The sequence below is a fragment of the Vannielia sp. SX4 genome, from assembly GCF_052828525.1.
Genome location: NZ_CM128247.1, coordinates 2,655,591 through 2,677,467 on the forward strand (window position 1 = coordinate 2,655,591; position 21,877 = coordinate 2,677,467).

Sequence of the window (21,877 nt, forward strand, 5' to 3'; positions counted from 1 at the left end):
CACATTCCCTTGCGTCAATCCCGCAAGGCTACGCCCCACACCCGCCATTGACAATCCGCGGCCCAGCCGCAAAACCACGCCCAGATCGAGGAGGAGCCAAACATGGCCGCGCTGAAACTGAAAAAAGGCCTGTCGAAGCACTCGGCCTACGACCTCAAAGACCCGAACGCCGAGGTGATCGAAACCCACACCCTCGCGGTGCTGGTCGAGAACGAGGCAGGCGTGCTGGCGCGGGTCATCGGCCTGTTCTCCGGGCGCGGCTACAACATCGAGAGCCTCACCGTGGCCGAGGTGGACCATGAGGGCCACCGCTCGCGCATCACCATCGTCACCACCGGCACGCCCTCGATCATCGAGCAAATCAAGGCTCAGCTCGGCCGCCTCGTGCCGGTCCACGATGTCCACGATCTCACCGTCGAAGGCCCCGCCGTCGAGCGTGAACTGGCCCTCTTCATGGTGGCCGGTGAAGGCGAAAAGCGGGTCGAAGCACTGCGGCTGGCCGATATCTTCCGCGCCAATGTGGTCGACAGCACGCTTCAGAGCTTCATCTTCGAGATGACCGGCCCCTCCGAAAAGATCGACGCTTTTGCCGACCTGATGCGCCCTCTCGGCCTCACCGAGATCGCCCGCACCGGCGTCGTGGCGCTCTCACGCGGCGAAAAGGGCTAAGCGCACGCGCAGGGCGGGAAGCCTCCCGCCCCTGCCCTCGCCTCTGAGCTCGGCTTACTTCTCCAGCACCAGCGCCGTCCGGCAGCTGAACAGGCCGCGCCGATCCATCGCCCGTGCCATCGCCGCCGGGTAGCTCCGCCGCGCCTTGGCAGCCGCGCTCCGACACTGCCCCAGCGCACGCGCCTCCGCCTGAGAGCCGCGCGGCAGGTTGGTCGCCGCACCCCAAGCGCCCTCGGGCGCCGCGGCAAAGGCCGTCCAACGGCCCCGCTGAAGCTTGTTGAACCGGTCGACCATCACGTTGGCCAAGGTGCCGGAGTTGTCAAAACGCCCCTTCGGCCCCTCGTTCACGCTCCGCGGCGCGATCACGGCATGCGGCACGCAGCGCGCCTGCGCCTTCCGCTCACAGCCCATCCGGGCAATCGTCTGCGCCGCCGCCATCGAGCTGGCGCCCGCATGGCTATAGGCCACATCGCCCTTCGTGCTCACGTAAAGCGCCCCGTAGTAGTCATATGACCGCCGAAACGACGCCAGTTCGGCTTTTTGCTTCGGCCCTAGCGCCTTTACAGCGTCAATCGCAATGCGCCCTGCGGTTTCAAGCCGCACCTGCGCCGCTACCTGCTGCGGCATCACAAGGCTCATTACGGCAACTGCGGCAATTCTGGCAAAAGGTGTCATCGGTATTGCTCCGGTTTGTCTCCTCGATTGCACCGGAGTGTTTCACCTTCCTGTGTCAACTCTGAGGCAACAGCATGCCCGGACCCCGGCAATTGCCGCCAAATTGCCCCATCGCGCAGGCAAAATGCGTCAGCCACAGACCAGCGGCGCGCCAAACTCTCCCTCGGGCCACAGCGTGAGCCGCAGGCCTTCCGGGTTGGCACAGTTCAGCAGCGGGTAATTTCCCGGGTCCACGCTGAACCGGCACCACAGCGCCTCACCGCCCATCCGGCCCGCAAGCACGAACGCCTCCCCGATCCGGGCATAATCAAGCCGCCCGGCGCCAAGGTCGCATCCGCGCAGCTCCAACCCCTGCAACACCACCTCCAGCCGCACCGGCGCATTCAGCGCCCGCCCCGCGCTGTCGACCCCGACCAGCGCATAGAGCCCTTCAAAGAACAGCGGCTCCGGCGCATCCTCGAACCCCGGCACCGGCTGCGCCCAAGCCGCCCCCGTCATCACCAGCCATGCTGCCAAGGCCCTCATCGCCGCACCCTCTTGTTGCCACCTGCCCCCCAGTGTATCCGACCCCCGACCGCATTCCAGACGCGAAAGGCTGCCCATGATCCCCCGTTACGCCCGCCCCGAAATGACCGCCATCTGGGAGCCCGCCACCAAGTTCCGCATCTGGTACGAGATCGAGGCCCACGCCTGTGACGCGATGGCCAATTTGGGCGTCATCCCGCGCGAGAACGCCGAAGCCGTCTGGAAGGCCAAGGATGTCGAGTTCGACGTGGCCCGCATCGACGAGATCGAAGCCGTAACGAAACACGATGTGATCGCCTTCCTCACCCACCTCGCCGAGCACGTCGGCTCCGAGGAGGCCCGCTTTGTCCACCAGGGCATGACCTCGTCCGATGTGCTCGACACCTGCCTCAACGTCCAGCTCACCCGCGCCGCCGACATCCTGCTTGAGGATATGGACGGCCTGCTCGCCGCGCTGAAAAAGCGCGCGCTCGAGCACAAGGACACCGTCCGCGTCGGGCGCTCCCACGGCATTCACGCCGAGCCCACCACGATGGGCCTCACCTTCGCTCGCTTCTACGCCGAGATGGACCGTAACAAGGCCCGCCTCTCCGCCGCCCGCGACGAAATCGCCACCGGCGCCATCTCCGGCGCCGTCGGCACCTTCGCCAACATCGACCCAGCGGTTGAAGAGCACGTCTGCGCCCAGCTCGGCCTCAAGCCCGAGCCGATCTCCACACAGGTGATCCCCCGCGACCGTCACGCCATGTTCTTCGCCGTGCTCGGCGTCATCGCGAGCAGCATCGAGAACGTCGCCATCGAGATCCGCCACATGCAGCGCACCGAGGTGCTGGAAGGCGCCGAATTCTTCTCGATGGGCCAGAAGGGCTCTTCGGCCATGCCCCACAAGAAGAACCCTGTTCTGACCGAAAACCTCACCGGCCTCGCACGCCTCGTCCGGATGACGGTGATCCCCGCGATGGAAAACGTGGCCCTCTGGCACGAGCGCGACATCTCGCACAGCTCCGTCGAGCGCGGCATCGCCCCCGACGCCACCATCACTCTCGACTTCGCCCTCAAACGCCTCACCGGCGTTGTCGACAAGATGCTGATCTTCCCCGAGAACATGCTCGACAACATGAACAAGTTCCCCGGCCTCGTCATGAGCCAGCGCGTCCTCCTCGCCCTCACTCAGGCGGGCGTCAGTCGCGAGGATGCCTACGCCATGGTCCAGCGCAACGCGTTGAAAGTCTGGGAAGAGCGCGTCGATTTCCGCGAGCAACTGCTGGCCGACGAAGATGTGGTCGCCGCACTGGGCGAAGAGGCCATTAACGAGAAATTCGACATGGGCTACCACACCAAACACGTCGACACGATCTTCAAACGGGTGTTCGGCTAAGCCCCGACCTGCTCATTTTCTTGCTGAAAATATCTCCGGGGGGTGCGGGGGGCTGGCCCCCCGCCGCGTGACTGTTCGCCTTGGCGAACAAGCCCCAAGATGCGTGAGACGGCAGACCCCAAGTTAGTCGGGACTTGTCCCGACTCTCCGCTAAGACTCCGGCTCAGGCTCCACGTAAACGCCCTGCTCCTTGAGCGCGTCTACAACCTCTTTCGGCATGTAGGTCTCGTCATGCTTGGCGAGGATCTCGGTCGCCTTGAACACCTGCCCGTCATAGCTGCCGGTGCCGACCATCCCCTGCCCCTCTGCAAAGAGGTCCGGCAGGATTCCGGTGAACTCCACCGGCACCGTCGCGCCGCCATCGGTGACAGAGAACCGCACCGTCTCTCCTTCGCCGCGGACGATCGTGCCCTCTTCCACCAACCCGCCAATGCGGAACACCTCGTTCGGCGCAGGCGGGCTTTCCATGACCTGGCTGGGGGAGCGGAAGAAGTTGATGCCATCGCGAAAGCCATAGCCGATCAGGCCCGCCGAAAGCGTCAAGGCGAGGGCAGCCACCATGAGCACCTGCACCCGCCGTTTCTTCTTCAGCCCTTTCAGTCCGGCCATCCCATCCTCCTCACGGGAACAGCGGAGCCATCATCAGCCCCTCGGTCTCCTCCAGCCCCAGCATCAGGTTGGCGTTCTGCACCGCCTGCCCGCTGGAGCCCTTGGTCAGGTTGTCGAGCGCGGCAAACACCGTCGCCCGGCCCTTGGCCCGCTCCGGCGTGACGCCCAAATGCACCATGTTGCTGCCCCGGATCGAGCGGGTCGAGGGCACCTGCCCCATCGGTAGCACGTGGCAGAACGGCTCGTCTTGATATGCCTCAACCAGCGCCGCATGGAGCGCCGCCGCCTCGCCCTGAACGTAGGCCGCCGAGAGAATGCCCCGGTTCGCCGGGATCAGCGTGGGGGTGAACTGCACCCGCACCTCGCGCCCCGCCGCCTTGCTGAACTCCTGATCGAACTCGCCCAGATGCCGGTGCTTGCCGCCCGCGGCATAGGGCATCCAGCCCTCGCTCAACTCGGCATGCAGCAGGTTCTCCTTCAGGCTCCGCCCGGCGCCCGAAACGCCCACCTTCATGTCGAGGATCACGCTATCGGGGTCGATCAGCCCGCCCTTGAACAGCGGCAGCAGCGAGAACAACCCGGTCGCCGCATTACAGCCGGTGCCCGCCACGAAGCGCGCGCCCTTGATCTCGTCGCGGTAGAACTCGGTCAGCCCGTAAACCGCCTCCTTCTGCAACTCCACCGCCTGATGCGGCTGGCCATACCACTTTTTGTATTCCGCCGGGTCGCGCAGCCGGAAGTCGGCGGAAAGGTCCACCACCTTCAGGCCCGAAGGGAGGCCCGGGATCACCTGCTGCGAGGTCACATGCGGCAGAGCGGCAAAGCAGAGGTCGATCTTGCCAAAGTCGATCTCGTCGATGGTGACAAGCTGCGGCAGCTCGAGATGGGCCAGATGCGGGAACACGTCGCGCATGTCCATCCCCGCCTTCCGGTCGGCGGCGAGGGCTGCCACCTCCATGCCCGGATGGGAGGCGATGATCCTGACGAGTTCGGCGCCGGTATAGCCGGAGGCGCCCAGAATGGCGATTTGTGCAGTCATTGGTCTGTCCTTGGTCTTGCGAGTGATAGGTTGAATTCAGGCGTTCTGAAATTCAACTTTTCGTCGCAGAAACCGCGTGGCCTGATCCGTCACCTTGCGCGGATCGCCCGTGGTCAAAAACTTGGTCTCTTCGCCGCTGCCCCGCTTGTCGGGGTGGCGCGCGAGGTAATCGGCCAGACTGTCGGCCACGATGCTGGCCTGACTATACACGCTCACCTCCGGCCCGAGCGCCTCCTGAAAGGCCTCTTCCATGATCGGGTAATGCGTGCAGCCCAGAATGGCCGCCTGCGGCTGGGGCATCTTGCGCTTCAGCGCGTCGACGTGTGAGTGCACCAAAGCCTCGGCAAGGATCATATCGCCATCCTCGATGGCATCCACCACACCGCCGCAGGCCTGCGCTTCGACATCCACACCAATCGCCCGGAAGGCCAACTCACGCTGAAACGCGCGCGAGGCCACCGTGGCGGGGGTGGCAAAAAGCGCCACGTGCTTCACCGCCACTTCGCGCGGGGGCGAGTTGTCGCCCCACTGCCGCTCGGTCAGCGCCTCGATCAGCGGCACAAAAACGCCCAGCACCCGCTTGCCCTCGGGCACGCCGGCCTCCTGCATCCGCCGCAGCGCGGCGGCCGAGGCGGTGTTGCAAGCAAGGATCACCAGATCGCAGCCCTCGGCCCAGAGCCGCTCCACCGCCGCCTTGGTCAGATCGTGGATATTGTCGGCGGTGCGCACCCCATAGGGGCTGTGGGCGTGATCGCCAAAGTAGACAAACGCCTGATCGGGCAGCCGTTTCTGCACCGCATCCAGCACGGTGAGGCCGCCAATCCCTGAATCGAATACGCCAACCGCCATCCGGGCCTACGCCTTGTGAAAATCCTCGAATTCCTTGCCGTACTCGCGGGCACGGACAGGCTTGTTCGAGAGGCTATACGTTGCCTCGCGCAGGAAATCCATCAGTGCTTTGGGGTCGCTCGCCCGGGCGGCAATTTCATCACGCGGGATCGGGCGGCCGATGCCCACCTCGACCGGCTCGTCGACCCGGGCGCGGAACTCCTTGATCAGCAGCGCGATGCGCAGCGTGGAGTGGATGTGGCTGGCGAGCTGAAAGAGGCGGCTGTTGGCGCCTTCGAAGAAGACCGGCACCACCGTGGCATTGGACTTGGCGATCATCTTGGCGGTGAACCGCCGCCAGCCCGGATCGAGCGGACGCGACAGGAGCCGCGCCGAGGTGCTGACCGTGCCGCCCGGAAAAACGCCAATCGCCCCGCCCTGCGCCAGATAGGCCAGCGCCTCCTTGCGGGTGGCAAGGTTAACGGCCTGCGCCTCGCGGGTGCCGTCAAAGTCGATCGGCAGGATGATCCGGTTCAACTCCTCCGAGCGCTTGAAGACCTGATGTGCCAAGATCCGGAAGTCGCCGCGCGTCTGGCTCAAGATATGCCCCATCATCAGCCCGTCGAGGATGCCGTAGGGATGGTTCGCCACCAGCACCAGCGGCCCGGTCCGCGGGATGTTCTCAAGGCTCCCGCGGGTGACTTTGAGCGAGAGCCCATAGCGCGCGCGGATCACATCCCAAAAGTCGGCCCCGCTCGCCACGTCATCCTCATAGCCATCCGCCCGCTTGATCAGCCCAATCCGCCCCGTGGCGTTTTCCAGCAGCTTCACGAAGGCCCGGCCCGGCTTGGAGCGCACCGAGTTAGCATAGGTGATATCGCGGGCAACCTGGTGCATGAGGGGCGTCCTTCTTCTCTTGCGCGTCAGATAGGGGCGCGGGGCCGATCTGGGAAGCCTTTATGACGGTCGCGTAAACGGAGTGTGACACTCTGGGGCAGCCGTGCCGCCGGAGGGGGGCCAGCCCCCCGCACCCCCCGGAATATTTGCAGCAAGAAAATGAAAAGGTTACTCCGCAGCCTGCCGCATGGGCGCCTCCGGGTTGCGGAACGCCTCCAAGAGTTCGCCCCGCCGTTTTGCCGCCTTCTCCGCATTGGCCTCCTTCACCGGTCCGAATCCCCGGATGGTGAGCGGCAGCTCGGCCAGCGCGAGTGCGGCGGCGCGGTTCTCGGCGTTGAGGCCGGTCAGCACCTCGCCCATATCGGCCTCGTATTGCGCAATGATACCCCGCTCCATCTTGCGCTCTGCGCCAAAGCGGAAGGGGTCGAGCATCGTGCCCCGCAGCGGCTTCATCTTCGCCAGTAGCGTCAGCCCGCGCCGCATCCACGGCCCGAACTGGCGCTTTTTCGGGCGGCCACCCGGCCCCTTGGTGCCGAAGATCGGCGGGGCGAGGTGGTAGCTGAAGCGCATGTCTCCCTCGAAGACCTCCGCCGCCTTGGCCTCGGTGTCGAGCAGCAGCCGCGCGGTCTCGTACTCGTCCTTGTAGGCCATCAGCTTGTGGTAGCCCTGCGCGATGGCGAGTTTCATCTCGTCATCCGGGGCCTTGTCCACCAGTGCACGATAGCGTCGGGCATATTCGGCATCGCCCCAAGCCTCCAGATGGGCAGCGCGGAAGGCGATGCGCTCTTCGAGGCTTTTCTCGGCCGGCGCCTCGCTCACAAACATCTCTGCCGCCTGCTCCGGGTGCGCCACCGCCCAGCGGCCGATCTCGAAGGCGCGCTTGTTGCCCTCTATCGCCTGGCCGTTCAGCTCGATGGCGCGGGTGAGCGCGGCAAGGCTCACCGGCACCAGCCCGGCCTGCCACGCGGCGCCGAGGATCATCATGTTGGAATAGATGCTATCGCCCAGCAGAATTCGGGAAAGCGCCTGCGCATCAAAGAGTTGCAACCCGTCCTTCAGGCGCGCCTGAAGCGCCAGCACCATCCTGTCATGCGGCAACTTGAAGTTGATGTCGCGAGTGAAGTGCCCGGTGATGATATCGGCGGCATTCACCACCGCCCCGGTCTGGCCCTCCCGCATCAGGCCAAGGGTCTTGGAGCCTGCGGTCGTCACCAGATCACCGCCGATCACCGCATTGGCCTCGCCGGTGCCGACCCGGATCGCGTTGATCAACTCCGGCTTCTCGGCAATCCGCATGTGGATATGCACCGCGCCGCCCTTCTGGGCGAGGCCCGCCATCTCGATCATGCCCACGCCCTTGCCGTCCACATGGGCGGCCATCGCCAACACAGCACCAACGGTCACGACCCCAGTGCCGCCGACCCCCGTGATGACGAGGTTATGAGTGCCGTCGATGGCGCCGATCTCCGGCTCCGCCATATTGGGCAGCTCCACCGCCTTCTCCGGCGCTTTCTTCACCTTCGCACCTTCGATCGTCACGAAACTGGGGCAAAACCCGTTCAGGCAGGAGAAATCCTTGTTGCAGGCACTCTGGTCAATCTCGCGCTTGCGGCCGAGCTCCGTCTCTTTCGGCAGGATCGCCACGCAGTTGCTCTGCACCCCGCAATCGCCGCAGCCCTCGCAGACATCGGTGTTGATGAACACACGCTTGTCGATATCCGGGAAGGTGCCACGCTTGCGCCGACGCCGCTTTTCCGCTGCGCAGGTCTGCACATAAATGATGGCCGATACACCTTTGATCTTGCTGAACTTCTCCTGGACATCCGCCAGTTCGGCACGTTCGTGCTTGGTGACCTGTTGTGGAAAGGCGTCAAGGTCCACGTCTTCCTTCTCGTCGAAGACCAGCGCGACCTCTTTCACGCCCATTGCCAGCACCTCGCGGGCAATCTGCTGGGGCGAGAGGCTGCCCTCGTTCGGCTGGCCGCCGGTCATCGCCACGGCATCGTTGAAGAGGATCTTGAAGGTGATGTTGGTGCCCGCCGCCAAAGCCGCGCGAATGGCCAGCGTGCCGGAGTGGTTGTAGGTGCCGTCGCCGAGGTTCTGGAACAGGTGCTCCCGTTTCGAGAACGGCGCCTCGCCCATCCAGTTGGCCCCCTCCGCCCCCATATGGGTAAAGCGGTCGGTCGAGCGGTCCATCCAGCGGGCCATGAAGTGGCAGCCAATGCCTGCGCCCGCCTCAGCGCCATCGGGCAGCTTGGTGGAGCTGTTGTGCGGGCAGCCGGCGCAGAAATAGGGCAGCCGCGCCGCGATGTCGGGCGCATTGTCGGCCATCCGGGCGCTCTCGATCCGGGCCATCCCGGCCTTGATCCTGTCGGTCCCGCAATCTTCCTCGATCAGGATTTTGCCAAGTTCGAGCGCTATGTCATTGGGATCGAGTGCAAAATGGGTCGGAAACAGCACCTCGCCGTTCTTCATGCCGCCAAACACCCGGCGCCCCCGGCGATCATCAAAGATCGCCTCCTTCACCTGCACCTCAATCAGCTTGCGCTTCTCTTCGACCACCACGATCACATCGAGCCCCTCGGCCCAATCGTGGAAGCCCTTCATATCCAGCGGCCAGACCTGGCCGACCTTATAGGTCGTCACCCCGAGCCGCTCGGCCTCCGCCTCGTCGATGCCCAGAAGCTCCAGCGCATGGCAAAGGTCGAGCCAGTTCTTGCCCGCAGCCACAAAGCCCACCTTGGCCCCAGCCTTTCCGTGCATCCGGTGGTCTATTTTGTTTGCATTCGCAAAGGCTTCCGCGGCGAACCTCTTGTGCGCCAGCAGCCGTTCTTCCTGCGCGATCCAATGGTCGCCCAGGCGAATGTTCAGCCCGCCCTCCGGCAGTTTGAAATCGGGCGTCACGAACGAAAGCCGGTCTGCCCGGCCATCCACCACCGAGGTCGCCTCCACCGTATCTTTCATCACCTTCAGCCCGACCCAGACACCCGCATAGCGGCTCAGCGCCCAGCCATAGAGGCCGAAGTCGAGGATCTCTTGCACACCGGCAGGGCTGAGCACCGGCATATGCACATCGACCAGCGCCCAATCGGACTGGTGGCACACGGTCGAGGACTCGCCGGTGTGATCGTCACCCATCGCCATCAGCACACCGCCATGCTGGCTGGTGCCGGCCATGTTGGCATGGCGCATCACGTCGCCCGAGCGGTCCACCCCCGGCCCCTTGCCGTACCAGAGGCCATAGACCCCGTCGAACTTGCCCTCGCCCCGCAGTTCGGCGTTCTGGCTGCCCCAGAGCGCGGTTGCGGCAAGGTCTTCGTTCAGCCCCGGCTCGAAGCGCACATCATTGGCGGAGAGCACTTTGTTCGCCCGGGTCATCCACTGGTCCACCCCGCCCAGCGGCGAGCCTCGATAGCCGGTGCAGTAGCCCGCGGTGTTCAGCCCCGCGGCCCTGTCACGTGCCTTCTGCATCAGCATCAGGCGCACCAGCGCCTGCGTGCCATTCAAAAGAACCGGCGATTTCTCGAGGTCAAAACGGTCGGTGAGACTGATATCCTGCCTAGTCATTACGCGCTTCCTCCCAGTAGCGGGCATATTCCGATATTAGGTCATAATTTCTGACCTACAAACAGGATTCTGAAGTGGTAAACCATTTGCGACTACACTCCGGTCGTGCATAAGGATGCTGCGCCGCAACCGCTTTGAATTTGGTGAACAGTTTAAACATGGATTGGGACAAGCTCAGAATATTTCACGCCGTGGCAGATGCCGGCTCCCTCACCCATGCGGGTGAGACGCTGGGGCTGTCGCAATCTGCCGTCTCCCGGCAGATCCGGGCGCTTGAAGAGAGCCTGAACACCACCCTGTTCCACCGCCACGCCCGCGGGCTGATTCTCACCGAGCAGGGCGAGCTGCTGTTCGATGCCACTCAAGTGATGAACCGCCGGCTCGATACCGCCGCCGCCCGCATCCGCGACAGCGAAGAGGAAGTCTTCGGCGAACTGCGCGTCACCGCCACCACTGGCTTCGGCACGCTCTGGCTCACCCCGCGCCTGCCCGCGCTCTACGAGCGGTATCCCGACCTCTCGATCGACCTCAACCTTGAGGAGCGTGTGCTCGACCTGCCGATGCGCGAGGCAGATGTGGCCATCCGGATGAAAGAGCCGTCACAGGCCGATCTCATCCGCCGCCGCCTCATGGGCGTGCGTATGCGCCTCTACGCCTCCGAGGGTTATGTCGCCCGCTACGGCGCACCCGCCGATCTCGATGATCTTTCCGAACACCGGCTCATCAGCCAGGCCTCGCACTCCACGCAGGTGCGCGCCGGCGCCGAGATGATCGCCTCCCTGCTCACCCATGACGTGACGAAGCGACTCACCGTCAACAATTACTTCGGCGTGCTTCAAGCGGTGATCAACGACCTTGGTATAGGTGTGCTGCCCGATTATGTGGCGCTCGACACATCAGGCCTCGTCCGCGTGCTCCCCGAGGAGGAGAGTTCAGAGGTTCCGGTCTTCCTCGCCTACCCGGAAGAATTGCGCCAATCCAAGAGGATAGCCGCCTTCCGTGACTTCGTGACCAGCGAAATCCAGGCCCAACGCAAGGCCGTGCGAGACGCCGCAGCCGAATAGCGCCGGGCTGTGTGCCATGCGCCACAGTCATGGCTGCCATTCGCACCTGCGGCATTTTAAGTCTTGAATGAGCGCACCGCCTGACCATATGAGGAAGTATTAGGCGCACAGGCTTCGGCCAGCGCGTCTTTTACCTCCCTGTTGGACTTAGGCCGAGCTTGTCTCGGCCTCTTTTTTTGTCCAACCGGAATTTCATCCAGCGATGTCGGGGGCCCGGGCGGGGCCGATTTGGCGGGAGCCTGCACCGAAACATTTTTGGTTGCAAGCCCTCCCGGACGGGTCGGTAAACGCCTTGCAACCTCAGGCTGAAAGCAGCCACCCGCCCACAGAAAAAGGGTGCGCCGCGTACGACGCACCCTCTTTAGCGCTGCCTCAACCTGGGGGGCAAAGTCAGCTGCTACGCACGCTCCGGATGAACCGGTCACGCGAGACCGACAGGCGCAGCACGTTGTCCCGCATCTGCCGGGTTCCGAACGAGAGAACGACCGCCTTGGCCTTCACGCCGAGTGTATTGGCCAGCGCAACCCGCGCCTTGATCTTCCCGTTCACCATTTCGGCCCCGATGACTTCGCCGATCAGCGCGCCCTCAGAGGAGAGCACCACCGTGCCGATGATGTCCGACATGGTCTGACGCTTGATCGTCATCCCGTCCTGCGGGTCCGCCCGCGTCACCACGGTCGGCTGGTCCGGTGTCACGGTCGTGCCGCCGCCGGTAGCACCGCCACCGCCAGAGCCACCCGAGCCCCCGGACCCGCCAGAACCGCCGGTACCCCCGCCAACAGCTACGTCCACATCGGCGGTGCTGGATCCGCCAACGGTCGCGCCGGCGTTGATCCCGTTGCTGCCGCCGATCGAAACATCGACATCAGCAAGGCTACCGCCCCCCAGCGAAACTTCCGCAGAAATTCCGCCACCTCCTCCGCCGTGGCCGAGGGACCCCGCGTGCGCGGGCACCACCATTGCGGTCGCTCCGAAGAGCGAAACGGCACAGAACTTGGTTATACTTTGCATTGAAATCATTTGCATTTTCAGTCTCCAGCAGTTCGTTACAGGTAGTAGTTACCCCTGTAACCATAACATGGGACTCGCCCTGTGAGTGTGCCTAAATCTGATTTGGCCGGGCTTGACTTTACGCAGGGAGAACTACAACCTGTGATTGACATGTTAAACGCCCCAATTCCGCTCAAGCTGCATTGGGGTTTGCCCGAGATGGTTAACAAAGCCAAAACTCCAATAAAAAAACTGTTTCCTGCCACTCAACAGCCTGAAACTAGCCATTTTTTCACGAGTCCGTGAGGGCGTGTGAGAGCCTTCCCCAAGGTCAATCTTCGCTGCCGAATCGCCCGCCTTCGCCTTGAAGCGCCCGCGATCAAATTGCGCCTTTCCCTCCCCCGGCCCTTTTTCTAAAAGGCCCATGAGCAGCAGGGGAGCCATCATGACCGAGCCCGAAATCACGCCCGACCTGATCGAAGCCCACGGGCTGAAGCCGGATGAGTACGAACGCATCCTCGAGATCATCGGGCGCACCCCCAGCTTCACCGAGCTGGGCATCTTCTCGGCCATGTGGAACGAGCATTGCTCCTACAAGTCCTCCAAGATCCATCTGCGCAAGCTGCCCACCGAGGGGCCGCAGGTGATCTGCGGGCCGGGCGAGAACGCGGGCATCGTCGATATCGGCGATGGCCAATGCGTGGTCTTCAAGATGGAGAGCCACAATCACCCCAGCTACATCGAGCCCTATCAGGGCGCGGCCACCGGCGTTGGCGGCATCCTGCGCGATGTCTTCACCATGGGCGCCCGCCCCATCGCCGCGATGAACGCCCTCAGCTTCGGCGAGCCGGGCCATCCGAAGACCCGCCAGCTCGTCAACGGCGTGGTCGAGGGCATCGGCGGCTACGGCAACTGCTTCGGCGTGCCCACCGTGGGCGGCGAGGTCCGCTTCCATCCGGCCTACAACGGCAACTGCCTCGTCAACGCCTTCGCCGCCGGCCTCGCTGACACCGACAAGATCTTCTACTCCGCCGCCTCCGGGATCGGCATGCCCGTGGTCTACCTCGGTGCCAAAACCGGCCGTGACGGCGTTGGCGGCGCCACCATGGCCTCGGCAGAGTTCGACGACACCATCGAAGAGAAGCGCCCCACCGTTCAGGTCGGCGACCCCTTCACCGAAAAGCGCCTGATGGAGGCCACACTGGAGCTGATGCAAACCGGCGCGGTGATTTCCATTCAAGACATGGGCGCGGCAGGCCTCACCTGCTCCGCCGTCGAGATGGGTGACAAGGGCGGCCTCGGCATCAAGCTCAACCTCGATGCCGTCCCCCAGCGCGAAACCAACATGACCGCCTACGAGATGATGCTCTCCGAGAGCCAGGAGCGCATGCTCATGGTGCTTGAGCCCTCGAAAGAGGCCGAGGCCCGCGCCGTCTTCGAAAAGTGGGATCTCGACTTTGCCATCGTCGGCGAGACCATTGCCGAAGACCGCTTCCTCGTCATCCACGGCAACGAAACCAAGGCAGACCTCCCCCTCGCCACCCTCTCCGGCTCCGCCCCCGAGTATGACCGCCCCTGGGTCGAAACGCCCCCGGCCGCCGAGATGGACCCGGTGCCTGAGATTGACGCGATCGATGGCCTGAAGGCCCTGCTCGCCTCCCCCAACTACGCCCACAAGGCCTGGGTCTGGGAGCAATACGATCACATGGTCATGGCCGACACCGCCGTGCCCCCGGGCCGCGGTTCAGGCGTGGTGCGCGTGCATGGCACCGAGAAGGCTCTCGCTTTCACCTCCGATGTCACGCCCCGCTACGTCCGCGCCAACCCCTACGAGGGCGGCAAGCAGGCCGTGGCCGAGGCCTACCGCAACCTCTCGGCCAAGGGCGCCCTGCCGCTGGCGACGACCGACAACCTCAATTTCGGCAACCCCGAGAAGCCCGAGATCATGGGCCAGTTCGTCGGCGCGCTCAAAGGCATCGGCGAGGCCTGCCTCGCGCTGAACACCCCCATCGTCTCCGGCAACGTCTCGCTCTACAACGAGACCGATGGGCAAGGCATCCTGCCAACCCCCACCATCGGCGCCGTCGGCCTGCTCGACAATCTCGACCAGCTCATCGACGGCGAGGCCCGCGCGGGCCACGTTCTGCTGATGGTCGGCGCCGAGGGCAGCCACCTCGGCCAGTCCGCCCTGCTGGCAGAGGCCTTCTCCCGCGAAGATGGCGATGCCCCGCACGTGGACCTCGCCGCCGAAAAGGCCCATGGCGACTTCATCCGCGCCAATGCCGAACACATCACCGCCTGCACCGACCTCGCCGATGGCGGCCTTGCCCTAGCCGCCTTCGAGATGGCTGAGGCCGCGGGCGTCGGCGTTCAAGTCGACGCGGCAGGCAACGGCCCGCTCTTCGGCGAGGATCAGGCCCGCTACCTCATCGCCTGCTCCTTCGACAAGGCCGAGGCGCTGATGGTCGCCGCAGGGCAAGCGGGCGTGCCGCTCACCACGGTCGGCAAATTCGGCGGTGACAGCGTCACGTTCGGCGGCAGCACCGCGCCCCTCGCCGAGCTTTCCGAAACCTACCGCAGCACCTTCGCTGCCAATTTCGCGTGAACCGGCCCTTCATCTTGGCCCAAATATCTCCGGGGGTGCGGGGGCAGCGCCCCCGCTCCATCGCATGACCCAACTCCCTGACCTCACCCCGGATTGCTCCCGCTGTGCCGCGCTCTGCTGCATGGCGCTGGCCTTCGATGCGGGCGAGGACTTCGCCATCGACAAGCCAGCAGGCCTGCCCTGCCCCAAGCTCGATCGGCACCTTTGCTCCATCTACGAAGACCTTGAAGAAGAAGGGTTTTCCGGCTGCGCCCGCTACACCTGCAATGGTGCCGGCCAGCGGGTCACGCAAGAGGTGTTCGAGGGCAAGAGCTGGCAGGACGTGCCCGAACTGGCCACCCCGATGTCAGAGGCGCTGCGGCAGATGAAATCGGTCCACGAGGCACTGGAACTGCTCGCCATGGCCGAGAACCTCGAGCTGGAAGATGACGATGAAATGGCCCGCGACGCCCTCGTTACGGCCCTCTCGCCCGAAGACGGCTTCACCCCCGAGACCCTCGCGGCCACCGGCGAAACCGTCAAGCGCGTCCCCGGCTTTCTCGCGACCCTCCGCGATTACATCTGAGGCACGGCCTCGATCAGCCGCCGCAACCCCTCGGCAATATCCGCCTCGCTCCGCGCATAGGAAAATCGCAGCCACTTCGCACCCCGCGCGGAGTCGAAGTCCAGCCCCGGCGTCACGGCAACCCCCGTCTTTTCAAGGATTTGCTGGCAGAACTTCAAGCTATCGTCTGTCAACTCAGACACGTCCGCATACACGTAGAACGCCCCATCCGGCGGCGCAAACCTCGTGAACCCAGCCTTCGGCAAACCCTCCAGCATCGCCGCCCGGTTCCTCGCATAAACCGCCCGGTTCCCCTCCAGCTCTTCCTCGCAGTCCAGTGCCGCCAGCGCGGCCACTTGCGCCACATGGGGCGGGCAGATGAACATGTTCTGCGCCAGCCGCTCATAGGTGCGAATGTCCGCCTCCGGCACCACCATCCAGCCCACGCGCCAGCCGGTCATCGAGAAGTATTTGCTGAAGGAGTTGATGACCACCACATCATCCGTCAGCTCCAACGCGCTCACCGCCCGCTCGCCATAATGCAGCCCGTGGTAAATCTCGTCGCTCACCACCGAGGCCCCAACCTCTCCGGCCCGCTCCATTAGCGCCCCAAGCGCGCCCCGGTCCAGAATGGTCCCCGTCGGATTGCCCGGCGAGGCAAGGATAAGCCCCGCCAGCCCTTCCGGCACATCCTCCGGCGCAGGCTGCATCCGCGTCGCCAGCCGCGCCTCGATCTCCACAGGCTGCAGGCTCAACGCCCGCAGGATCTGCCGATAGCTCGGATAGCCCGGCGCCCCCAGGCCCACCTTCTCACCCGCGTCGAACAGCGCGGTGAAGGCCAGCAGGAAGGCCCCCGAGGAGCCGGTCGTCACGATCACCCGCTCCGGGTTCAACTCCACCCCATACCAGCGGCGATACAAATCCGCGATACCCGCCCGCAGCTCCGGCAGCCCCAGCGCTACCGTGTAGCCCATCGGCCCGGCCTCCAGCGCCGCCGCCACCGCGGCCCGTGCACCAGCCGGCGCAGGCGTGCCCGGCTGCCCCACCTCCATGTGGATCACCGAGCGACCCGCCGCCTCGGCCGCCCGCGCGGCCTCCATCACATCCATCACGATAAAGGGATCAACGTCACTTCGCCTTGAAACACGCATGCGGGCCTCCTTAACCTCCGCCCACCAGTAACAAGCGGGACCCTGCCGTCAATGCCGTGCGAACTTGCGGCCCCGACCCAACCGTGCGACACCCCGCACGATGCCAGCCAAAGGACGACGCATATGTTCCGCGCCCCTCTCCTCGCCGCCACTCTCGCCCTCACCGCCCTGCCCGCCGCCGCCTTCGAAATCGGCGAAATGAGCGATGCGGAGCGCGAGGCCTTCCGCGCCGAGATCCGCGCCTACCTGTTGGACAACCCCGAGGTGCTGATGGAGGCCATCGGCGTGCTCGAAGAGCGCCAGGCTGCTGAACAGGCCCAAGGTGATGTGGCCCTCGTGGCCAACCACGCCGATGCGCTTTTCAATGACGGCTACTCCTACGTCGGCGGCAACCCCGACGGCGATATCACCATCGTCGAGTTCATGGATTACCGCTGCGGCTACTGCAAAAAGGCCTTCCCCGAGGTCGAGAGCCTGATCGAGGCCGATGGCAACATCCGCTTCATCGTCAAGGAATTCCCGATCCTCGGCGAGCAATCGGTTGTCGCCTCGCGCTTCGCCATCGCCACGCTTCAGGTCGCCGGCCCTGAGGCCTACAAGAGCGTTCATGATGCGATGATGCAGATGCGCGGCGACTACAACGAAGCCGCCCTGACCGCGCTGGCCGAGAAAGCGGGCACCGACCCGGCCCCGATCCTCGCCGCGATGAACTCCGATGAGGTCAGCGCCGTAATCGCCGAAAACCGCGCGTTGGCCCAGGCCATGCAGATCTCCGGCACGCCGACCTTCGTGCTCGAAGACCAGATGCTGCGCGGCTACGTCCCGCTTCAAGCGATGACCAGCATCGTCGACGAGGTTCGCGACGCCCGGTAGCACTGCCGGCAATTTTACCTGATATATCGCCCGCCTAGCGGGCGACCTTCATTCGGCAGCTTCGGCCTTGGCCTCAATCTCCTCGGCCTTGGCCTCCACCTCGCGCACGATGTGGTCGATCATCTGATCGTTGCTGATCTTGTGGTCCTGCTTGCCCGCCAAGTAGACCATCCCGTGCCCGGCCCCGCCGCCGGTAAAGCCCACATCGGTCATCAGCGCCTCACCCGGCCCATTCACCACGCAGCCGATAATGCTCAGGCTCATCGGCGTCTTGATGTGCTCCAGCCGCTTCTCCAGCGCCTCCACCGTCTTGATCACATCAAACCCCTGCCGCGCGCAACTGGGGCAACTGATGATGTTCACCCCCCGGTGCCGCAGACCCAGCGATTTCAGAATCTCGTAGCCCACCTTCACCTCTTCCACCGGATCGGCCGAGAGGCTCACGCGGATCGTGTCGCCAATCCCCATCCACAGCAGGTTACCGAGGCCGATGGCGCTCTTGATCGTGCCGCTCATCAGACCGCCCGCCTCGGTGATGCCAAGGTGAATCGGCGCGTCGGTGGCCTCCGCAAGCTGCTGATAGGCCGCCGCGCTCAGAAACACATCCGACGCCTTGCAGCTGATCTTGAACTCGTGAAAGTCGTTGTCCTGCAACAGCTTGATGTGGTCGAGCCCGCTCTCTACCATCGCATCGGGGCACGGCTCGCCGTACTTTTCCAGCAAGTGCTTCTCCAGCGAGCCAGCGTTCACCCCGATCCGGATCGAGCAGCCGTGGTCCTTCGCCGCTTTCACCACCTCCTGCACCCGCGTCGCATCGCCGATGTTGCCGGGGTTGATCCGCAGGCAGGCCGCGCCCGCCTCGGCGCTCTCCAGCGCCCGCTTGTAGTGAAAGTGAATGTCCGCAACGATCGGCACCGGGCTCTCCGCCACGATCTCCTTCAACGCGCGGCTCGAGGCCTCATCCGGCACCGACACCCGCACAATATCCGCCCCCGCTTCCGCGCAGCGCAGCACCTGCTCAATCGTCGCCTTCGCGTCGCTGGTGTCGGTGTTGGTCATGGTTTGCACCGAAATCGGCGCGCCGCCGCCCACCGGCACCTTGCCAACCATCACCTGGCGGCTCTCACGGCGGTAGATGTTTTTCCACGGGCGGATTGCGTTGATCGACATGGACCCTCCGGGGGATTGCTCGCGTCAGCCCGAGAGATAGGCCGCGTGGCCGTCAGGGACAATGGAACATTTCCGCACGGGGCCGGGCCCGAAGGGTGCGCGGCAATGGCGCACCCGGCCTCACATCATTCAGAAACCAGCGGCCCGTTCTCTGCGACCATCACGCTCTGCAGCGCCGGGTCGCGGCTGAGGTCGGCCACGGCAAGGCTCTCGGTCGCGCCTTCCGCGCTCAGCGCGAAGTTCGATACCACCTCACCCCGGCTGCCAATCGGCCCATAGGCCTGGCCGCCAGCCACCACATAAACCGCGCCGGCATCGCCGGTGCGCAGGGTGGCGGCCACTTCGGCCTGCGGCAGGGTGTAACGGTCGCCCGGCTGCATGGTGCGCTCATAGATGGTCGAGCCATCCGCGGCCCGCACCCGCACCCAGCTCGGCCGCACTGCGACCAGCTCCACCATGGGCTGGCCATCGGCGGTCACCTTGGGCGCATCCGCCACGATTGCTTCGGCAACGCGGCGCTTTTCTTCGTAGTCTTCGGGCGCGTTCAGCGGCTTTTGCGGCGCTTCGGCCAGAACCCGGGCCAGCGCCCCATCGGTCGCGCCATCGGCGAGCGTGAAGCTGTCGCGCAGCCCGTCGCGGCTCAGCGCAAGGCCAGAGACGACATTGCCGCTCGGCCCAGCGGGGCCATAGGTCTTGCCGTCCATCGCAAAGTACACCGCGCCAGCCGCGCCAGTGCGCAGCACGGCGGCGGTGTCGCCCTCAGGCACGATCCAACGCTCACCAGCGTTCAGCGTCTTCTCGAAGAGGATATTGCCCTCGGCGTCCTGCACCCGCACCCACGCCGGTGCGGTGGCCACCAGTTCGAGCGCATCGGAGGCATCGACTTCGGTGCCATCGTCGCGATGGACCTCACCCGTTTCGGCCACCAGCACACCGCTGCTGCCAAGTCCGGCCCCTGCCCCGGCGCCCGGCGCAAGCGCGCCCTGGGTGCGCGGGTCAAGCGCGGCAATCGGGCCGTCGCGCGGCACCATCACCGGGGTGTCGAGCGCCTGCGGGCGATAGAGCCGGTCCAGCGCATCTGGGGTCGCAGCATCGACACCAGCGTATTCCGGGCTGTCCACTTCGGGCGCCACCGGCGGAGCCAGCGGGTCGATATCGGCCACCACGCCGGGCGCCTCGTCCACCGGCGCAACCGACACGCGCTGCACCTGCTGAAGCACCGCCCAGCCGCCATAGCCCACCGCACCGATCAGCGCGAGCAGCACCAGCGACGAGCCGATTGCACCCGGCTCGATCTTCGAGAGCATCCCCTCGCCGCGCGGGCTGAAGGAAACGTTCGGCTCGGCAAAGGGGTCACGCGCACCGGCCACGCGGGTCAGCGGCCGGGCCTTGGGCTTGCCCCTGGCCCCGGGTGCGCCACCTTTAAGCCGGGTGAGCATACCGCCAAGCGCCCCATCGGCAGCGGCATTCGCCCCCTTGGAAACCTTGGTCCCCTCGCCCTTGCGCCCGTTCTGCTCCAGCCCCGACAGGGTGGCAAAATCGGCCTCACGGCAGAAGGTCTCAAACGCCCATTCCGGATCCAGCGCGAGATAGCGGGCATAGGAGCGCACGTAACCGGCAATAAAGCCGGGCGTCTCAAAGGCGCTCGGGTCCGAGTTCTCGATGGCAGCGATGTAGGTGGCCTTGATCTTCAGCTCGCGCTGCACGTCCAACAGGCTCTTGCCCATTGTCGCCCGCTCGCCCCGCATGATGTCGCCCAGCCGCAGATCGAAATCATCGAATCCCTTCGGAGGTGCCTCCTCCGTGTCCGGCTTTGGCGTCCTGCGCCTGATCATTATGCCTGCCCCGTGCGCATATTCAGAAGTGTCCCCAAGACCTATGGCGATTCGTGCGCTACACGCCAAGATCACGTGTAGATTACCATGATGCTAACGCCGATGCACTTGCAGAAGCGTTTACAGGAGGCTTCTTGCCGAACCGCCGGAGCGTCGCAAGGATTCGAAAAGGGGGGTGTCGCCTCAGCGGGGTTCCGCTCAGGCAGAGAGCTCCTGACGGTTCAGCTCGCAGTGGTTCCACAGCCCGTCCATCGCCTTGACCAGTCCGTCGATCATCTTCGGGTCATGTACCGGCGAGGGGGTAAACCGCAGCCGCTCGGTGCCGCGCGGCACGGTCGGGTAGTTGATCGGCTGCACATACACACCGTAATCCTCGAGCAGCATGTCGGAGATCATCTTGGTGTGTTTCGGGTCGCCCACGATCACCGGCACGATATGGCTGCCGTGGTCGATGATCGGCAGCCCCAGCGCCTTCAGCCGGGTCTTCAGAATGCGCGCATTGGTCTGATGCTGGTCGCGGATCGTCTGGTCCTGCTTCAGGTGCGCCACACTCGCAGCAGCCCCCGCAGCCACCACCGGCGGCAGGCTGGTGGTAAAGATGAACCCCGGCGCGTAAGACCTTACGGCATCGCAGATTTTCGCGCTGGCGGCGATGTATCCGCCGTGCACGCCAAAGGCCTTGCCCAGCGTGCCGTTGATGATATCGAGCCGGTCCATCAGCCCGTCCCGCTCGGCCACACCGCCACCGCGCGGGCCGTACATGCCCACCGCGTGGACCTCGTCGAGGTAGGTCAGCGCGCCAAACTCGTCGGCCAGGTCGCACAGCTCGCGGATCGGGCCAAAATCGCCGTCCATCGAATAGATCGACTCGAAGGCAATCAGCTTCGGCGCCGCCGGATCATCCGCGGCCATCAGCTCGCGCAGATGCTCCACATCATTGTGGCGGAACACCCGCTTGGCCCCGCCATTACGGCGGATGCCCTCGATCATGCTCGCGTGGTTCAGCTCGTCCGAATAGATGATCAGCCCCGGCAGCAGCTTGGGCAGCGTGCTGAGCGTGGCGTCATTGGCAATGTAAGCCGAGGTGAAGAGCAGCGAAGCTTCCTTGCCGTGCAAGTCAGCCAGTTCGGCCTCCAGCCGCTTGTGATACACCGTGGTGCCGCTGATGTTGCGCGTCCCGCCCGAGCCTGCGCCCGTGGCTTCCAGCGCCTCATGCATCGCCGCCAGCACCACCGGATGCTGACCCATCCCGAGGTAGTCGTTGCCGCACCACACGGTGATATCCTGCTCGCTGCCATCGGGCTTCATCCAGACGGCATGCGGAAACTGCCCCTTACGGCGCTCGATATCGATGAAGGTCCGGTACCGGCCCTCCTCGTGCAGCCGATCGAGGGCTGCATCAAATTTCTCGAGCATGTCCGTCTTGCTGGTCACGGGGCGCGTCCTCCTTATCCGCTC

At 64.8% G+C, this 21,877-nt stretch carries 19 protein-coding genes; 6 read left to right on the forward strand and 13 right to left on the reverse strand.

What is annotated here, in order from left to right; genetic code table 11:
• The first annotated feature begins 102 nt into the window (after positions 1 to 102).
• Positions 103 to 669 (forward strand): acetolactate synthase small subunit, encoded by a 567-nt coding sequence (gene ilvN / locus ACUXVX_RS13110; RefSeq protein ID WP_222469143.1) that lies wholly within the window; start codon positions 103 to 105, stop codon positions 667 to 669.
• Between the two features lie 54 nt (positions 670 to 723).
• On the opposite strand, the gene ACUXVX_RS13115 is transcribed toward ilvN, so the two are convergent.
• Together ACUXVX_RS13115 and ACUXVX_RS13120 are read right to left on the reverse strand one after the other, a co-directional pair.
• Positions 724 to 1,308, reverse strand: coding sequence for a hypothetical protein (locus ACUXVX_RS13115; protein ID WP_446308649.1), 585 nt, complete (start codon positions 1,306 to 1,308; stop codon positions 724 to 726).
• 165 nt (positions 1,309 to 1,473) lie between these two features.
• Positions 1,474 to 1,869, reverse strand: a complete 396-nt coding sequence (locus ACUXVX_RS13120) for a hypothetical protein (protein ID WP_446308650.1) — start codon at positions 1,867 to 1,869, stop codon at positions 1,474 to 1,476.
• A 76-nt stretch (positions 1,870 to 1,945) separates the two neighbouring features.
• Between ACUXVX_RS13120 and purB the strand changes: the two genes are divergently transcribed.
• On the forward strand, positions 1,946 to 3,247 hold the full coding sequence (purB, locus tag ACUXVX_RS13125) for an adenylosuccinate lyase (RefSeq protein ID WP_446308651.1): 1,302 nt from the start codon (positions 1,946 to 1,948) through the stop codon (positions 3,245 to 3,247).
• 150 nt (positions 3,248 to 3,397) lie between these two features.
• On the opposite strand, the gene ccmE is transcribed toward purB, so the two are convergent.
• From ccmE to ACUXVX_RS13150, 5 genes are all read right to left on the reverse strand, one after another.
• Positions 3,398 to 3,856, reverse strand: coding sequence for a cytochrome c maturation protein CcmE (ccmE, locus tag ACUXVX_RS13130; protein WP_446308652.1), 459 nt, complete (start codon positions 3,854 to 3,856; stop codon positions 3,398 to 3,400).
• A 10-nt stretch (positions 3,857 to 3,866) separates the two neighbouring features.
• Complete coding sequence (gene argC, locus ACUXVX_RS13135; RefSeq protein WP_446308653.1) at positions 3,867 to 4,895, reverse strand: N-acetyl-gamma-glutamyl-phosphate reductase; 1,029 nt, start codon at positions 4,893 to 4,895, stop codon at positions 3,867 to 3,869.
• Positions 4,896 to 4,931: 36 nt separating this feature from the next.
• Entirely contained in the window at positions 4,932 to 5,744 is an 813-nt protein-coding gene (gene murI, locus ACUXVX_RS13140) for a glutamate racemase (RefSeq protein WP_222469137.1), read from the reverse strand.
• Between the two features lie 6 nt (positions 5,745 to 5,750).
• Positions 5,751 to 6,620 (reverse strand): lysophospholipid acyltransferase family protein, encoded by an 870-nt coding sequence (locus ACUXVX_RS13145; protein WP_446308654.1) that lies wholly within the window; start codon positions 6,618 to 6,620, stop codon positions 5,751 to 5,753.
• Between the two features lie 168 nt (positions 6,621 to 6,788).
• Positions 6,789 to 10,187, reverse strand: coding sequence for an indolepyruvate ferredoxin oxidoreductase family protein (locus tag ACUXVX_RS13150; RefSeq protein ID WP_446308655.1), 3,399 nt, complete (start codon positions 10,185 to 10,187; stop codon positions 6,789 to 6,791).
• Between the two features lie 158 nt (positions 10,188 to 10,345).
• On the opposite strand from ACUXVX_RS13150, the gene ACUXVX_RS13155 reads away from it, so the two are divergent.
• Positions 10,346 to 11,251: a LysR family transcriptional regulator gene (locus ACUXVX_RS13155; RefSeq protein ID WP_446308656.1), complete on the forward strand. Its 906-nt coding sequence runs from the start codon at positions 10,346 to 10,348 to the stop codon at positions 11,249 to 11,251.
• Between the two features lie 390 nt (positions 11,252 to 11,641).
• Here ACUXVX_RS13155 and ACUXVX_RS13160 read toward each other — a convergent pair whose 3' ends face one another.
• Both ACUXVX_RS13160 and ACUXVX_RS13165 read right to left on the reverse strand, forming a co-directional pair.
• Positions 11,642 to 12,262 carry a hypothetical protein gene (locus ACUXVX_RS13160; RefSeq protein WP_446308657.1) on the reverse strand — a complete coding sequence of 207 codons (621 nt, stop codon included), beginning with the start codon at positions 12,260 to 12,262 and terminating at the stop codon, positions 11,642 to 11,644.
• 153 nt (positions 12,263 to 12,415) lie between these two features.
• Positions 12,416 to 12,688: a hypothetical protein gene (locus ACUXVX_RS13165; RefSeq protein ID WP_446308658.1), complete on the reverse strand. Its 273-nt coding sequence runs from the start codon at positions 12,686 to 12,688 to the stop codon at positions 12,416 to 12,418.
• Between ACUXVX_RS13165 and purL the strand changes: the two genes are divergently transcribed.
• Together purL and ACUXVX_RS13175 are read left to right on the forward strand one after the other, a co-directional pair.
• Positions 12,687 to 14,846, forward strand: a complete 2,160-nt coding sequence (gene purL / locus ACUXVX_RS13170) for a phosphoribosylformylglycinamidine synthase subunit PurL (protein ID WP_446308659.1) — start codon at positions 12,687 to 12,689, stop codon at positions 14,844 to 14,846. The two genes, ACUXVX_RS13165 and purL, sit on opposite strands and share 2 nt — an antisense overlap.
• Before the next feature lie 64 nt (positions 14,847 to 14,910).
• Positions 14,911 to 15,411, forward strand: coding sequence for a hypothetical protein (locus tag ACUXVX_RS13175; RefSeq protein ID WP_446308660.1), 501 nt, complete (start codon positions 14,911 to 14,913; stop codon positions 15,409 to 15,411).
• Here ACUXVX_RS13175 and ACUXVX_RS13180 read toward each other — a convergent pair.
• On the reverse strand, positions 15,402 to 16,541 hold the full coding sequence (locus ACUXVX_RS13180; RefSeq protein WP_446308661.1) for a pyridoxal phosphate-dependent aminotransferase: 1,140 nt from the start codon (positions 16,539 to 16,541) through the stop codon (positions 15,402 to 15,404). The genes ACUXVX_RS13175 and ACUXVX_RS13180 overlap by 10 nt on opposite strands.
• A 123-nt stretch (positions 16,542 to 16,664) precedes the next feature.
• Here ACUXVX_RS13180 and ACUXVX_RS13185 point away from each other — a divergent pair, with 123 nt between their 5' ends.
• The gene (locus tag ACUXVX_RS13185; RefSeq protein ID WP_446308662.1) at positions 16,665 to 17,414 is read left to right on the forward strand and encodes a DsbA family protein; all 750 of its coding nucleotides are present in this window, start codon (positions 16,665 to 16,667) and stop codon (positions 17,412 to 17,414) included.
• 48 nt (positions 17,415 to 17,462) lie between these two features.
• Here the strand turns inward: ACUXVX_RS13185 and ispG are convergent, their stop codons facing one another.
• The 3 genes from ispG to hemA all read right to left on the reverse strand — a co-directional run bounded on the left by ispG (position 17,463) and on the right by hemA (position 21,835).
• Complete coding sequence (ispG, locus tag ACUXVX_RS13190; protein WP_446308663.1) at positions 17,463 to 18,584, reverse strand: flavodoxin-dependent (E)-4-hydroxy-3-methylbut-2-enyl-diphosphate synthase; 1,122 nt, start codon at positions 18,582 to 18,584, stop codon at positions 17,463 to 17,465.
• A 125-nt stretch (positions 18,585 to 18,709) separates the two neighbouring features.
• Entirely contained in the window at positions 18,710 to 20,419 is a 1,710-nt protein-coding gene (locus ACUXVX_RS13195) for a helix-turn-helix domain-containing protein (protein ID WP_446308664.1), read from the reverse strand.
• Between the two features lie 198 nt (positions 20,420 to 20,617).
• A complete protein-coding gene (hemA, locus tag ACUXVX_RS13200) occupies positions 20,618 to 21,835 on the reverse strand; it encodes a 5-aminolevulinate synthase (RefSeq protein ID WP_222470976.1) in 1,218 nt (405 codons plus the stop codon).
• Positions 21,836 to 21,877: the final 42 nt, after the last annotated feature.